11 protein-coding genes and 1 pseudogene are annotated in these 14,182 nt (G+C 36.0%); 5 read left to right on the top strand and 7 right to left on the bottom strand.

What is annotated here, in order from left to right:
• The coding region (locus ACFIMG_RS02900; protein WP_375678396.1) for a tyrosine-type recombinase/integrase at positions 1 to 882 on the top strand (882 nt) is incomplete at its 5' end.
• 204 nt (positions 883 to 1,086) lie between these two features.
• On the opposite strand, the pseudogene ACFIMG_RS02895 reads toward ACFIMG_RS02900, so the two are convergent.
• The 7 genes and pseudogenes from ACFIMG_RS02895 to ACFIMG_RS02865 all read right to left on the bottom strand — a co-directional run bounded on the left by ACFIMG_RS02895 (position 1,087) and on the right by ACFIMG_RS02865 (position 7,830).
• Positions 1,087 to 1,271: pseudogene (locus tag ACFIMG_RS02895) on the bottom strand (helix-turn-helix transcriptional regulator).
• 72 nt (positions 1,272 to 1,343) lie between these two features.
• Positions 1,344 to 2,000, bottom strand: coding sequence for a lambda exonuclease family protein (locus ACFIMG_RS02890; protein ID WP_375693563.1), 657 nt, complete (start codon positions 1,998 to 2,000; stop codon positions 1,344 to 1,346).
• A 486-nt stretch (positions 2,001 to 2,486) separates the two neighbouring features.
• Entirely contained in the window at positions 2,487 to 2,804 is a 318-nt protein-coding gene (locus ACFIMG_RS02885; protein WP_375678398.1) for a phage integrase central domain-containing protein, read from the bottom strand.
• A gap of 24 nt (positions 2,805 to 2,828) precedes the next feature.
• Positions 2,829 to 2,990 (bottom strand): hypothetical protein, encoded by a 162-nt coding sequence (locus ACFIMG_RS02880; RefSeq protein ID WP_375613490.1) that lies wholly within the window; start codon positions 2,988 to 2,990, stop codon positions 2,829 to 2,831.
• Between the two features lie 705 nt (positions 2,991 to 3,695).
• Positions 3,696 to 4,628 (bottom strand): outer membrane protein, encoded by a 933-nt coding sequence (locus ACFIMG_RS02875; protein WP_375678399.1) that lies wholly within the window; start codon positions 4,626 to 4,628, stop codon positions 3,696 to 3,698.
• Positions 4,629 to 5,188: 560 nt separating this feature from the next.
• The gene (locus ACFIMG_RS02870) at positions 5,189 to 5,461 is read right to left on the bottom strand and encodes a hypothetical protein (RefSeq protein ID WP_375678401.1); all 273 of its coding nucleotides are present in this window, start codon (positions 5,459 to 5,461) and stop codon (positions 5,189 to 5,191) included.
• On the bottom strand, positions 5,455 to 7,830 hold the full coding sequence (locus ACFIMG_RS02865; RefSeq protein WP_375678402.1) for a mechanosensitive ion channel family protein: 2,376 nt from the start codon (positions 7,828 to 7,830) through the stop codon (positions 5,455 to 5,457). The genes ACFIMG_RS02870 and ACFIMG_RS02865 overlap by 7 nt, the downstream gene beginning before the upstream one ends.
• A 180-nt stretch (positions 7,831 to 8,010) precedes the next feature.
• Between ACFIMG_RS02865 and ACFIMG_RS02860 the strand changes: the two genes are divergently transcribed.
• The 4 genes from ACFIMG_RS02860 to ACFIMG_RS02845 all read left to right on the top strand — a co-directional run bounded on the left by ACFIMG_RS02860 (position 8,011) and on the right by ACFIMG_RS02845 (position 13,813).
• A complete protein-coding gene (locus tag ACFIMG_RS02860) occupies positions 8,011 to 8,388 on the top strand; it encodes a hypothetical protein (protein WP_375613487.1) in 378 nt (125 codons plus the stop codon).
• Between the two features lie 91 nt (positions 8,389 to 8,479).
• The gene (gene secD / locus ACFIMG_RS02855) at positions 8,480 to 10,993 is read left to right on the top strand and encodes a protein translocase subunit SecD (RefSeq protein ID WP_375678403.1); all 2,514 of its coding nucleotides are present in this window, start codon (positions 8,480 to 8,482) and stop codon (positions 10,991 to 10,993) included.
• A 99-nt stretch (positions 10,994 to 11,092) separates the two neighbouring features.
• The gene (gene ybaL / locus ACFIMG_RS02850; protein ID WP_375631222.1) at positions 11,093 to 12,844 is read left to right on the top strand and encodes a YbaL family putative K(+) efflux transporter; all 1,752 of its coding nucleotides are present in this window, start codon (positions 11,093 to 11,095) and stop codon (positions 12,842 to 12,844) included.
• Positions 12,845 to 12,859: 15 nt separating this feature from the next.
• Positions 12,860 to 13,813 carry a YbhN family protein gene (locus tag ACFIMG_RS02845; protein ID WP_375613484.1) on the top strand — a complete coding sequence of 318 codons (954 nt, stop codon included), beginning with the start codon at positions 12,860 to 12,862 and terminating at the stop codon, positions 13,811 to 13,813.
• The last annotated feature ends 369 nt before the right edge of the window (positions 13,814 to 14,182 follow it).

Raw genomic sequence — 14,182 nt, 5'->3', positions numbered from 1 at the left:
GGGCTTATACTTCCTAAATCAAAAACCGGTAAACTTGTTGAAGGGTCATTTGCATGGCTGCTTAAACAATACTTTAACAGCGTTCATTGGCATAGCCTTGCTAAAGCTACGAAAAGACAAAGAGAACTTATCCTTATGAAGGTATGTGATGCTATAGGAAACATTCCATATAGAGAAATAAAGAAATCACATATTACAGCGGGTGTTGAACGCCGCAAAGAAAAACCAACAGCTGCCCAAAATTTTCTAAAAGCACTTAATGGACTTTTTAATTGGGCGATCGATCAAGAACTTCTGGAGAATAACCCAGCTTTAGGAATAAAAAGACCTCCTCTCAACAACAAAGATGGATTTGCTGTTTGGACAGAAGAAGATGTTGAAAAATATTATCACCATTGGTCACATGGTTCACATGAACGCGTCTGGATTGATGTTCTTCTTTACACGGGTTTGCGTCGTGGTGATGCGGTCCGCATTGGTTGGAAAGATGTCAAAGATAATATCATTCATCTCAAGACAGAGAAAAGTAAATTCCAAACAGATGTTTTTCTACCCATTTTGCCTGAATTAGCAGAAACTCTAAAAATTGGTCCTATTGGAAATGAAACATTCATTTGCGGAAAAAACGGAAATAAACTCGTAAAAGAAAGTTTTGGAAACTTATTCCGTGAAGCGTGTAATGCGGCGGGAATCAAAAAATCAGCACATGGCTTAAGAAAATTAGCAGCAACACGCGCCGCTAATTCAGGTGCAACAGTATCACAACTCAAGGCAATTTTTGGATGGACCGACGACAACATGGCATCTCTTTACACAAAGAGCGCAGACCGCAAAAGGCTAGCTATAGAAGCGATAAAAAAGCTCCAAAAAAATGAGGGATAGTGCTATAAAAAACGTTAATGGAATCAATAATGATAAATTTCCCCCATATCGCAATAACTCATTTATTTTATTTAAAATTATTGAATCTCTTTTGGGCACCATTTTGTATCTTTAACACATTAAATATATAGATTTTTTCTTTAAAGAGCTATTTTAAGACCAACTTTTAGACCACCTTCTACGGTTTATACAACTTTAGCTAATTTATTCCTTATTTTTCTTTGGAGTGAAGGATAAGATCTCTTTCTTTCTCCATCTCACTGCTCTCCCTAGCTTATATAGCTCTGGCCCCCTTGAAGCACCCAATTACGAATCGTGGTTGTGGATACACTAAAAAACTTTGCACACTCACGTGTTATTACATATCCATCTCCATCATCAAATATCATCTCATTACCTTTCTCTTTTTTATATTAATTAAATGGGCGGGGGTGCTGGAAGGAGAGAGCACCCCCATAGGTTTAAGCAGCTTTTGTCAAAATTTTTTGCATCTCTTGTTCTATTTCCCCTAAAAAGATTTCGACCGCTTTATTAATCTCTTCAATGTGTTTCTCATCACGGAGGACGCGTTTGATTTTCATTCTCAAACCAGTAGATTTGCCTACAAAGTTTGGATTATAGCTCATGAAATCACACCATTTGCGTCCAGTGCATGCCATTTGGAATTGCACCTGTGCGATATATTCAGGCTTGATTTCGTCATAAATAAAAAAACGAAGATGANTGATTTCGTCATAAATAAAAAAACGAAGATGAGTTGTTGATTGTGGACATTTGACTTCGATTAAACCGTCCTCTCCAATCAACCCATCAGGACTTGCCCCCGCCATTTCCATTTTTGGGTGTGGGATAAACCCGCATCTTGTGACTTCTGCGTCATAAATGAATTCATATTCTCTTAAGGCATTCTCTTCATGTTCAATGCCCCATTGCATAGCAGGTGTTGTATAAGATTGGCTTATTTCCCCTATTAAGCGTTCTGTCATGAGTTTCGTTTTGTAATCTTCATATTTGCTTGTAGGTAAACCTTTTGCTGTCTTACTGAGTACGTTGTAAACGTTTGAAGCAGTGACTTTTCCTAGCCTTGCTTGAAACCATTCTGCTGTTCTTTGTTCCATCTCACACCGCCGTTCCCTGTTCGTGTGGCGTTGCTATATCGGCATCTTGTATAGTAGAATCTGTTTCTACCTTTTGCCTATTTTGTTTATCTTTCAAAAGATGTAACACCGTTTGTGCTTATACTTCAGACATATCATCAAGCTTTTTAACGTTGTCTCTGCTATCCAGTCCCGCAGAATCGATCTGAAACCATGAAGTCTATAATTAAAACCTTTGTCTTTCATGAATTTAGAAAGTGCTACATTAGATATAGGCTTTCCAAAACTCTCAACAAATAAAAAACCATTTTTTTGCTTTTTCAATAACAGCAAGCGCTTCAGCTGTAAGCGGCACATGAAAATCAGAAACCTTTCCAACAATTCTCTTCATATTTTCTTTTGGGATAATCCATATTGATCCATAAATCTCTAAATATGCCTGATTGGTATAAAAAAAACCGTCAAAATAAGAAGTTTTAAAGCTAGATGTGATACAAGCTCATCATTTTAAGATTGAAAAAACTTAGGCATTTCTTTCCATGGCATAGCTGGAATATTTGGGGTATTTTGAATAAACTTTTCTAATAAAGCTTTTGCTTTTAATTGCATATCCACATCTATACTAAGTGCCACCGCATGTTTTATAGCTATATTCAAGCGGGATAAAGCTTTACTTGCTGTTTCGTTTTTTGTCTTCCAAATGGGAGAAATGCATCCTTTTATATCAATTTGCGTCAGTTCAATGATTGGCGTATCACCAAGTTTAGGAAAAACATGTAACTCAAGAGGTGTTAACCAGTTTGCTGCTTTTCCTTCATTTTTCAATTCGTTTTTTTCGCTTCAAAAGTACTAGAGGCAATTTCTCGTAAAGAAATACCCCCCTGCTCGACGTAAATTTTCTTTTTGTTTTCGGCGAATCGGGTCAATTCTTTGATCTAAAAGATCACGACAAGCTAAAGCTTTGAACAGTGCTTCTTTTAAAGATACATTGCGACAAGAGCCTAATCCCATTTCTCGTCGTATTTATATTGAGGTCAAACCTAAAAACCCATCATCCTTGATCTGGTGTAGTTTTGATAAGCCATAAACCAGCTCTGTCAGCATATTTTCCTTTAGATAGATTTTTTACAGATAAGATAGACAGTCTATCACGTTCTTCGAACCACCTTTTTAAAAACACCTTTTGAATTACACTTGGAGCACTTTCATCTGGTACGAAGATTATATATAAAAGGCAATTTAATAAATAAAATAAAAACAATTAGTTATTAAATAGAAAAAAGATAAACTGTGCTATCAAGTGATACTCTAGAGAGTTCTAAGGGAAGAAAAAATTGTTGCACAAACGTGCACGCCGTCCGCACCACTCTATGTGAATTTTCTTTATTTTCTCATTACTTAGATAGTAAAAACTCTCTTTAAGTTTACTGTTTGCAACTCTATAACGGTATTATAAAGTGATAACTGTAATAATATGAAAGACGAAGCAATCCTTCTTTGCCAACAAATGTTTCAACCACACCTCGTGAACTAAAAATTTTTTATTCTTAACAATTAAGAATCTGAGTAACTCTTCCTTACCTCCTCATTCTCACTCAAAGTCAAAGCCCCCCTTTTTTCACCATAAAATAGTGTTTACAATGCATAAAATTAAAAAATAAAGGCCCTATCAAAGAAATAGGACCTCTTAAATTTAAGCTCCTTTATCCTACAAAATTAGAATTTGTAAGCTATTCCTGCGCGAAAATCATTCGTCTTATACTTAACTTCAATCTCGTCTTTGAATTTCCTTTTACCAAAATCTGAGTAACGATATTCCGCACGCACAACAAGATGATCTGTCATTGCAAAATCAACACCACCACCGAGAGTATAACCAATCATCGTTTTTGTTACATCCGATGTCCTATTAAATGGCTCACCTCCCGTAATTACTGTCGACAAAATATCCTGAAACTGTCCATAAGAAACACCACCAGCAATATAAGGCATCACACGCCCCGCAGAAAACCCAACACGCACCCGTGTAGCCCCTGTCCATTTTTGTTTTAACGTATGATTAAACGTTAAACTGTCTTTCTCTTCTTTATCCTCTGCAGAAGAGCGAGAAAAGCCTCTACCTTTTCTCCTGACAATTTTTGCCTTTTTTCGACTTTTTTCTTCTGTACCTAATTCCTCAGTATCACTACCCGATCCTTCAGTACCCGATCCACCAGTGTCAGGACCACCTGCACTCGTTTCATCAGCCTGAAATCTTGTTTTTGTATCCTTTTTTTCCGTTAAAATGATATCCGTATCAATCCCCATAATAAAATTATTACCGAGATCAAAATTAACACCCGCATAAAAACCACCTATAAACCCAGAAAGATCGGGCATATGCTGTTTCTCGACAGGCACCCATGGTTTACTTTTACTCTCCTCATCAGGATAGAGAGGAATATTAACATCAGGCGCTGTTGCAGAAATCTTACTTGAAAAGCCACCAACTTGCCCCCCGAAATAAACACCTCCCCAAGAAAAAGGTGAAGAAGCAACAACTTCTGAGGCAACATGTACTGGCTCTTCGTGAGCCACCACATCTGCAGCCTGTACTATAGAAGGTGAAATCAAAGAAAAAACAGATGCTGTTATAAATTTTGTATTCATAAAATTATACCCCATTGCTAAATTTAAATATAATCAAAAATCACATTTAGAAAAACAAAGTTTTATAAAATCTTATGCCGCAAAATCGCATGTACTCCTTTATAGTTACATTTAAATCTATTACTATACTAATATATCATTACATCAAAATTTAATATTATCAAATAAATTTTAAAATATTATAATAATTATTACTTCAAATAATAAAGATTTAATAAAAATACCTATTATCTTTTCAAAAGGAGGAAATATAAAACATTTTGTATTTAAAATACCGCAAAAAAATCACAAAATAGTATATTTTATGCCTTTTTTATGAAAAAATTCTAAAAATGATGTAATTATTTTTAGAAAATCGATGTTCATTAACAATACTATAAATACCCCAATATTCTTACATCCAAAATGCATACTGTAGATTCTACATAGTATAAAAAAACGTCCATTTTATACTACAATCATACCTTTTTTTTACCATTTTCTAAAGGATGAGATTATTAATTACACACAATATCATTATCCTTCTAAATCTTGTCCCCAAACAAAAAATCTCAATCATTTTATTTAAAAATTGCTCTTCCCCTACTGATTTCTATATTATCATCTGCCTTTATTGCAAAACGGTCTTTATTAGGAAAAGTTATAAAACATCCCTTCATACAAATTGTAATTGTTTGATGAGTATTTAAAGAAATTTTTGAAGGTATACTTCCTTCAACAACAATAAGAGATTGTATCTTTAAATCAGTATTCTTCACTGTTGCAGCAAAAGCTGTTATGGTAAAAATACTTAATAGAATAACTGTAATCAAAACATAAGTATATTTTAGCATTCTAAGATTCCTTCCTCAGCAAAACGCTTATATAGCCTAAATCGAAGAGCATTGGTTACATGAGAAGATGAGGTAATATTAGGCACATAAATAGCCAAATTAAAGGAAAAGCTCTTACGATCAAATGCTGTAAAACTCACCTGTGGGATAGGATTTTTTAAAACGCCTTCTGTCGCAGAAGCAATCTCTAACAAAATTTCAGCAACATGCTCTGGAGCAACCTTAGATGATACAGTAACGGGTATATCAATTCGTCCTACTTTATTACGTCGTGTCCAATTACTAACGTTGTTATTAATAAGGCTTGAATTGGGAATAATAATCGTCTTACGCTGAATTGTCTCAAGTTCCGTTGCACGCACACTAATACGCTTAACAACACCCCCTACTGATCCAGATTCTATATAGTCCCCTATTTTAAATGGTCTTCCAACTAAAATAATAAGTCCAGAGACAAAGTTTTGGACAATATTCTGTAAACCAAAACCTATACCAAGTGAAAGTCCTCCAGCAATAAGAGCGAAATTTCTAAGATCCAAACCTGCCATTGATAATCCGGTCAAAGCAGATACAACAACGCCTCCATAACTTATCACTGTTTTGATAGAATTACGTATACCAGAATCGAACTCTCCATGAACCAACACCACATTATCTAACCAACCAATAAATCGGCGAATAAGAAACCAGCAAACACAAAAAGAAATAATTCCTGTTACAAGAGAAATCAAAGAAAGACTAATATTTCCAATCTGAAAACCGGTCACCGATTGCCACAAAACTGCTTTTAAATCAGAATAGGAAAATCCAAACTGTACAGCAATTGGCATTGCACAAAATATAACAACAAATAAATTGAGAAAAACGCTCATAAAAACTCCCAATTGATTCATCGTTTTTTCTTCTAAATGAAACCTCTGCATCAAAAGATGACCAACCGTTGTTTTCATAAATTGGTCTTTAGTTCCAAGTGCTTGAGCGCTTTGTATTCCTAAATACATGAGAACTAAAAATGCTCCATCAATCATAATTTGCTGCGTAATAAAACGCGCAAGTCCAACATAACCTAAAAAATTCAATACAAAGAGCAGTAACCCCAAGCCAATAAGAGGAATGCGTATATAAAATGGCCAAAAGTATGGCTCTTTTTTTTCTTCTTGAACACGCCTACGTCTAAACCGCAAAGGTACAAATGATATTATAAATAGCAATATCGCTACAAGAAAAACAGCAATAAAACTTTTAGCAATTGTCAAAGATAGAGGCGCTGAAATGATTTGATAAATACTATCAAGAACAGCGTCAAATGCCAAAATACCCCCTAAAGAAGTGAGTAAAATCACTAATTGATAAGCAGACGATGATGTAATCTTGAGAAGACCTACATGGGGCCTATTCGATGATAGAAGAACAACCGCTAATCGATTGATTAAAAATAATAAAATAATTTGACAACCTATCATATCAAAAACTGTTGTAAGCTTACCTGGATCTAAGTTAAAACTACGAAACAAAAACAACACAAGATAAACGCAAAGAATACATACAAGTGAAGGTAAGAGAACTGAAATAAAGGCGATCAATAAGCGTTGTAAATAAGATATTTCCTCATTAGACTTCGTAAAGTGGCAATACACATGAACAAGAACTTTTTGAGAAAAATACGAAAGTCCCAAAGTAATAAAAAGTGGAATTAAAAAGCAAAGAAATAGTTGTAAAAACTTGAAGTAAAATATAAAATTCCACCAAGAATTTAACAACACAAGAAAATCTGATGAAGCCTCTTTTGTTTTTTGGACGAGATGTTTAACCATCGGAATCGAAAACTCAAGCCTATACGTAAGCGTGCGTTTAAAAAGCTCCCGAGATTGAGAAATAGAAAGTTCAGCTATTCTATTTGCCGCTAAGAAAATTGCTTCAAAACGAAGCATGATACTGTTAATTTTAGCTTTTTGCTCTATCAAATAGGAATATTCCTTCACAGAGCTTTTCAGTTTTTTCACGTCACGATGGAGCTCCATTAATTGATCAAGAAGTGTATTAATCTCATTAAGAGGAGGACGCAAAACAAATGCTGCCTCAATAGCACGTTCACTGATATCTTGTGCACGTAACCGTAATTCTTCTAAAGCACGCTCATCTTCTGGCTTTCTGTCAAAATCTCTTTTTAAAGTTTCAGTATTTTCTTCAAGAGTCTTAATAATCAACTGTTGTTGCAGAATAATTTCATCAACTGAATAAGAAGCTATCGTTTGTTCGACAATTGTATTTTGTGCCCCCTTATTACCCCATGCACCAGAATTAAATACAAAGATAATCCCCAAAAGAAGGAAAAGTATGTGGATGTTTTTTCTACAAAATGAATACATATCTACCTTATGAGCACAAAAGGGATTTTATTTTTCTCTTTTAAATATGGTATAAAGTAGATATTTTCAACTTTTATAGAATAATCTTATAAAAGCTTTCCCTTATCCTATAATACTGGTAATAAGATAAAAGAATGATAAATAAGCTGAACTCAATAAGATTAAAGAAGGCACTCTAGCATGTTTTTTTTGCACCTTTATTGCAAAAAAGAAGATTTTCTTCCTTTGACAACCTGGATTTTTCTATCCAGTTTAGGTGTATTCTTGACGAGCAACCTAGAAACGCGTGCTTATTTAATCAAACAATCACACACCAATAACGTCATTAAAACGAATAGATTTGATTTACATCATAAGTGTGATCAGGTGAATGTTACCACAACTGAAAACAAAAAACTTGTAACACTCCATACAGAATCTATTTTTATGAGGACCTTTCAAAAAATCCTAACATTGGATTTCTTTTTAATAAAGATTCCAGCTGTTGACACACGATTTCGTAACGTTAAAACACAATATTTCTCAAATAAACGCGCTCCTCCCAATGAACATACTTAATTCTCTTCCTTGAATATAAAAACGATCATCTTATTTTACTTGTGCTTTTAACTTTGAATAACTGTTAGATTGCCTATTTACGGAATATATCATGCGTACACCTGGTTGGTTAACTACCCTTTATTGTTTTATTCTTTTAAGCAGCATTTATGTTGCCTTACCCAATTTATTTTCACACGAACAAGTTAAAAATTCGAAATTCTTACCCGACACCCGTGTAGCACTTGGTCTTGACCTTCAAGGAGGCTCTTCTCTCCTGCTCGAGGTTGATAGCAAAACGTTAAAACGCGATCAGTTACATATAGTTTTAAGCAATGTGCGCAATGTATTGCGTGAAAAACAAATCCGCACCTCAAGTGTGCGTATCGTTGAAGATAGCGTTATTGCCCTTATTTCTGACCCATCGCAAACTGAAAAAGCACTCTCTGCTTTGAAAACATTAATAACCCCCATATACAGTAGCTTTGGCACAACAGAACATAACATCACGATCAGTGCTCAAAATGAAACTCTCCGCGTCACATTAACAGAAGCTGGTATAAAAGACCGTGTCAGCAATGCTATTGAACAAAGCTTAGAAATCATCCGTCGTCGTATAGATCAAGTTGGTGTTTCAGAACCAGCCATCCAAAAGGTCGGAAATGATCGTATTATGGTCCAATTGCCTGGACTACAAGATCCAAAACAACTGCGTGATCTTTTAGGAACAACCGCTAAGATGAGTTTTCATCTTGTTCCTTCTAATGTGGACCCCAATAATCCCCCTATAGGTGTTTCTATTCTCCCTGGATACACTGATGCAACACAACATTATGCAATTTATGATCAAATTGCTTTAGATGGAAATGTCCTGAAAGATGCCCGTGCAGGTTTTGACCCCCAAATACCAGGACGTTCCATTATTTCATTTACGCTAGATTCCGCTGGCGCAAAAATATTTGCCGATATAACACGACAAAATATTAACCGTCCTTTTGCCATTGTTCTGGATAATAAAGTTTTAACCGCTCCGACCATCAATAGTGTCATTCCCAATGGACAAGGTCAAATTACAGGAAACTTTGACCCCAAAGAAGCCTCAACTCTGGCTGCTCTGCTTCGTGCTGGTTCCCTCCCCGCACCACTCACAGTCATTGAAGAGAGAACCGTAGGTCCAAATCTTGGTGCTGATGCTATCCAAATGGGACTTTACACCGGCATAATTGGCTTTATTCTTGTTGCAATTTTTATTTTTCTTCTCTACCGTATTTGGGGATTAATTGCCAATATAGCACTAGCTCTGCACACAATTTTAACATTTGCTGCACTGAGTCTTTTGGGAGCTACACTTACGCTGCCTGGTATTGCTGGTATTATTTTAGGCATCGGTATTGCCGTTGATGCTAATATCCTTATCAATGAACGTATCCGTGAAGAAAGTCGAAAAGGTGTGGGTGCTTTTGCAGCCCTAGATCGTGGATTTAAACACGCTTTTGCAACCATTGTTGATGCAAATGTTACAGCAATTATAGCGACCGTCTTACTATTTTGGTTCGGGACCGGTCCCGTTCGTGGTTTTGCCGTAACAATGTTGCTTGGTATTATCATCTCCATGTTTACAAATATCACCATTGTACGCATCATCATGATTTGGATCGTTCGTAAATGGAAGATTAAAAAATTGCATATTCACTCTGCTTTCAACATCATGCCACAAAACACAACTTTCCACTTTATGAAAGCACGTTTCATTGGTATTGGCGTCTCAATTGTTTTATCAATGGCTTCAGTTTTTCTCTTTTTTAAGCCTGGATTGAATTTTGGTATTGATTTCATTGGCGGAAGCCAAATGAGTATTACCACGAAAGGACCAGCAGATCTAGCAACTCTGCGTTCCAAGCTTTCTACTCTTAATATTGGTGAAGTTACCTTGCAAAATATTGATAACGAAAATACCGTATTAATTCGCATGCAGAAACAAAGCGGTGGCGAAGCACAACAAACCACCGCCATTGATAAGGTCAAAACAGCTGTACAAAATATCTATCCCGATACCACATTCGATCAAATAGAAGTTGTTGGTCCCAAAATTTCAGGTGAGCTTGCCACAGCTGCTTTTACTGCTGTTATTCTTGCGGCTATTGCCATGTCTCTCTATATATGGTTACGCTTCGAGTGGTTCTTTGCCATTGGAGCAATTATCACTCTCATTCTAGACACCACAAAAATGATTGGCTTTTTTGCTTTATTTCAATTTGATTTTAATTTAACGGCTATCGCCGCACTCTTAACAATTGTTGGATATTCTATAAATGATAAAGTTGTCGTCTATGATAGGATGCGCGAAAATATGCGTCTTTATAAAAAAATGCCGTTGCGCGAGCTGATTGATCTGTCAATTAATCAGGTTCTTGTACGTTGTTTTTTTACATCAGCCACAACAATTCTTGCGATGCTCCCCATGGCGATATGGGGTGGAAGTGCTGTTCATAATTTTGCATTACCCATGGTCTTTGGGATTATTATTGCAACATCATCCTCTATCTTTATTGCTGCTCCTATTTTACTCCTGCTAGGAAATTGGTGGCGTGAGCGAAATAATCGTGCAAATATCAAAGTGAAATAAAAATGCCCTTTAATGCGTATAGTACATCTCACCTCTCTTCTCATAGAAATATAGTCGTTTTCATTCATTCGCTTTTTGATCAAGAATAGTAAATAATCCATGCTCCACGACACACCACTTATCACAACTATTGTTGCAGGCTTATGTTTAGCATTTCTCTTGGGAATGATTGCTAGCCGTTTACGTATTTCACCCCTTGTAGGCTATTTGTTAGCTGGTGTTATTGTAGGACCCAATACAGGCGGATTTAAAATAGATTCCGTCATCATTAATCAACTTGCTGAAATTGGTATTATTTTGCTGATGTTTGGTGTTGGGCTCCACTTTTCATTAAAAGACCTTTTATCTGTCAAAGCTATTGCTGTCCCCGCTGCTATTGCACAAATGGCATTTTCTACTTTTCTAGGTTTGTGCCTTGGTCTGATTATGGGATGGGGCTTTAGTGGTAGTTTGATTTTCGGTCTTGCTTTATCCATAGCAAGTACCGTTATCCTGCTACGTGCTTTGCAAGAACGTCATCTTATTGAAACAGAAAAAGGACGCATTGCCGTTGGATGGTTGATTATTGAGGATTTAGCAATGGTCCTTATACTTGTCCTCATCCCTTCCTTGGCAAGTGCCCTCAGCAATACCAAAAAAGAAGCGTTGGATCCTCTTGTTCAATGGTTGGATTTAAGTATTTGGGGTATTTTTGGTCTCACCATCCTGAAGGTAATTGTATTTATTGCACTTATGCTCGTCATTGGGCGACGCGTTATCCCATGGCTTTTAAAAATGAGCGCACAATCGGGATCACGTGAATTATTTCGTCTTAGCGTCTTTGCTATTGCATTAGGAGTAGCTTTCGGAGCCGCTCATTTATTTGGAGTTTCTCTTTCTCTTGGTGCTTTTTTTGCTGGTATGGTCATGAGCGAATCAGAATTAAGCCACCGTGCCGCGGAAGAATCTTTACCACTGCGCGATGCTTTTTCTGTTCTCTTTTTTGTTTCTGTAGGCATGTTATTTGACCCCGAGAAACTCTTAACTCATTTTTTCCCTCTCTTAGCAACCTTATTCATTATCGTAATCGGAAAATCTGCTGTTGCCTTTTTCATCGTTAAAGCTTTTCGCTATTCTAATGCAACAGCTTTGACTATTTCTGCAAGCCTTGCCCAAATCGGAGAATTTTCCTTTATCCTTGCTGGTTTAAGTTTAAGCTTAGGACTTTTAAACAATGACGCTCATGATTTAATTCTTGGAGGAGCAATTTTTTCTATTTTGCTCAATCCTCTTGTTTTCATTGCCTGTAATAAAATTAAAAAACGTCTAGAAAAAAATTCTGCATCTTCACAAAATACCCAAACAATTATTGATATTGATCCACAAGATCCTGACCAAGATTTTTTACCGATGACCTTAAAAAACAACCATATCGTAATTATTGGCTATGGTCGTATCGGTAAGTGTGTTGCATTATCTTTAATAAATAGAGGTGAACCTATAGTGATCGTAGAAGAATCAAAACGCCTCTCTGATAAAGCGATTGCAGATGGCTTTGAGGCTATTTGCGGCAATATCATTCAACAAGAAATAATGAACGCAGCAAATATAAATAATGCACATAAAGTTGTTATTACAATGCGAAGTACCATTGAAGTAGGAGAATGTATCGTGAATATCCGTGATATGAAGAAAGATATCCAGATAATCACACATGCATTATCCGACACAGAAACAACATATCTCATTGATTTAGGTGCTGATGTTGTAGTAACAGATGATGAAGAAATTGCCAATGGCATTATAGAGTATATAACAGAACGAAGATCTGTAAGGAATATGCTCAATCATGAAAATTTACAGAAAACATAAAATGGATACAGAATCGTGAAAATAAAGCAATTTATATGGCCATTGATTGGTATCTTAGCAATGCTGGTATCTATTCGAATTCTTTACATGAAGCTCTCTGCCATTTCATTTGGGGATGTATTGGAGCGCTTGAGCAATTTAAATGCACAGCACTGGTTATTAGCCTGTTTATGTTCTCTCCTAGCTTATGCTGCTCTTGCTGGATATGATCGAATTGCCTTGCAACATCTAGGCCATAAAATTTCTTGGATTTTTATCGCTATATGTTCATTTACAACCTACGCTCTTTCACACAATATCGGTGCTTCAGTTTTTTCTGGTGCCGTTGTACGCTATCGCGCCTATAAAATGAAAGGATTAAACGGAACAGAAATCGCAATATTAGTAGGTTTTTGCTCTTTTACTTTTGTAATCGGCACAATCTTACTTTTGGGAATCGTTTTGGTGCTGCAACCCGAAATTATCACCCTCATTCATAAAGAACTTCCTGAATGGCTCGGAACAACGGCTGGAGCAATTTTACTCAGCTGTATAGCACTTTATACGTTTGGCAGCTGGCTTCAGTTAAAACCCTTACGCTTGGGGAAGAAAATTCAACTTTCCTATCCACGACTGAAAATTGTTATTCAACAGCTTCTCATTAGCCCTCTAGAGCTTTTAGGAGCAGCAGGAATTATATATGCTGTTCTCCCACATAACGCAGATATTCATTTTATCTCTGTTCTTGGTGTTTTCCTAGCGTCTTTTACGATAACTCTTCTCTCTAATGCTCCAGCAGGAGGAGTAGGAGTTCTTGAAGCTCTTTTCATAACAGGCATGCCCAATATAAATCCAACCGATGTTATTGCAGCACTTATTGTCTTTAGAATGTTTTATTTGATTATACCGCTCATCCTTTCATTATTTGTGGTCGTCATTTTTGAGGCGCAACAATATTGGAAAAGAGCCCCCAAAACACCACCTGAATAAATAAAAGGCTATCAATGACTTCTTTTTTTATGTACCTATAAAAGAACAAAACACCATCGTGTTGCCAATTTACATATCTTTTTTAAGAAACCTCTTTCAACGCTCTTCTCCATTACACAACAATACCCATAAATGGTATAATAGTAAAGCTATTGTTGCACCATCATCTTTATACTTAATAAAAGAGCAAGCCTGCGCCATTATACTATTTTTCCAATGTTATGATAACTTTTAGCACTTAAGAACATTAATAAGAATTATTTTTATGCCTTTCTTCAATAGTCTTTATCCACACGTTAATCCCATTTATGATGCAAAAATGAATGATTTTAATTAATTCATTATAAGAGGGATTGAAACAAAAGAAGT

The organism is Bartonella sp. AP11XZML (assembly GCF_042196445.1).
Taxonomy (GTDB): Bacteria; Pseudomonadota; Alphaproteobacteria; order Rhizobiales; family Rhizobiaceae; genus Bartonella.
Note: the sequence above shows the minus strand (reverse complement) of the source record. Positions and strands in the feature narration are given on the sequence as shown.